Source organism: Gelidibacter sp. (assembly GCF_035577925.1).
GTDB lineage: Bacteria > Bacteroidota > Bacteroidia > Flavobacteriales > Flavobacteriaceae > Gelidibacter.
The window spans coordinates 1-1,553 of record NZ_DATJCY010000343.1 but is presented as its reverse complement, the minus strand read 5'-3'; the positions used below and the strand labels follow the sequence as shown (position 1 = coordinate 1,553).

2 protein-coding genes are annotated in these 1,553 nt (G+C 34.1%); both read left to right on the top strand.

The window, feature by feature from the left end:
• The coding region (locus VNJ50_RS13335) for an MFS transporter (protein ID WP_325582722.1) at positions 1 to 834 on the top strand (834 nt) is incomplete at its 5' end.
• Between the two features lie 300 nt (positions 835 to 1,134).
• Positions 1,135 to 1,553: cell division protein FtsX (locus tag VNJ50_RS13330; protein ID WP_325582720.1), on the top strand; the 419-nt coding region annotated here is incomplete at its 3' end.

Here is a 1,553-nt window from a genome sequence, read left to right as displayed (position 1 = left end):
CTCACGTGGGGCTCTATGAGCTCGGCAGGTTCTACAATAGCAGTCGATTTAGTTCCGCAACAAAGAAGGGGAGAGGGGATAGGCATTTTTGGCTTGTCAATGACAATTGCAATGGCCATTGGTCCTCTTATTGCAATACTTATTACTGGAGATGGTGACTACAATAGACTTTTTTTCTCAGCTGCTGCATTTAGTTTTTTAGGGTTGATGCTTTCTCTATTCGTTAAAGTACCAAAGATAAAAAAACAGAAAAATAAATTCAGTTTCTCATCTCTAATTGAGAAAAAAGCACTCCCGGTATCTTTAAATATGTTTTTCATCACTATACCATACGGCGGTATCATATCTTTTATTGCATTGTATGGCCGTTCAATTAATATTGAAAGCAGTGGTGTGTTTTTTCTTCTGCTTGCGCTAGGCATAGCTGTATCGCGTATTGTGAGCGGTAAGTCATTTGATAGGGTAGGACCAAAAAAGATTAGCTTATTGGGTTTGAGCTTGCTTGTGATAGGGCTCTTTGTTTTAGCTTTTTATAAAAATGAAATAGGGTATCATTTAGCTGCACTTGTGCTGGGTTTTGGTTTTGGAATTTTAATGGCAACTTTTCAGGCGATAGCCAATCATAACGTAGCAGCCGAGAAAAGAGGAGCAGCCAATTCTACTTATCTCACTTTTTTTGATTTGGGAATTGGTTTCGGGATGTTGCTCGTTGGTTACTTAATTCAAGTTCTAGATTATTCTGGTACTTTCCTTTTGTGTGCAGGGATTGAGTTTTTGGCGTTATTTGTTTTTTTATTTTACACTATGCCTAAATTTAAACAATTCTCTCATTAAATCGCACACACACACACATAAAAACTTGTAAAAATATGATTTATGGTAATTATTTACTTCCATGTAAATAAGAGGAGTTAATGGATTTATTCCTTCTTGGGGTTCAGAATTTGAAGTTTATCAAACAGTTTGTTGTCTTTTCAATACTTCTTGGAGATATAATTGAAAAATCGTCAAAAAATCAACCTATTGTACAATTATTAAAAAAACACTCTGTTAATAACCAATTTTTTTGTTACTTTGCAATTAGTTTACGAACACTTATTAGTTTGCAGTAATTTGATTTTTCAATCATCATGAATGGCTAAGAGACATAAAATAAACAGACTCACATTAATTAACGCAAAGATTACCTCCATTGTGAGTGTTACTTTGGTTTTATTGCTTTTGGGATTAACTGTACTAACTTTTTTCGTCGGTAAAGGAATTACATCTTACGTAAAAGAAAACATGAGCTTTAGCGTAATGCTTAACGAAGATGTGACAGATCTACAAATTACAGATCTGAGAAAACGACTTGATGCAATGCCATTCGTCAAATCTTCACTTTTCATAAGTAAAGAACAAGCAAAGGAGCAACTTATTGAGGATTTAGGTGAAGACCCTGAAGAACTTTTAGGTTATAATCCAGTAACTGATTGTATTGATATATATCTTCATTCAAATTATGCCAACTCTGATAGTTTGGCAATTGTTTCTAAAACAATAAAAGCACAGAC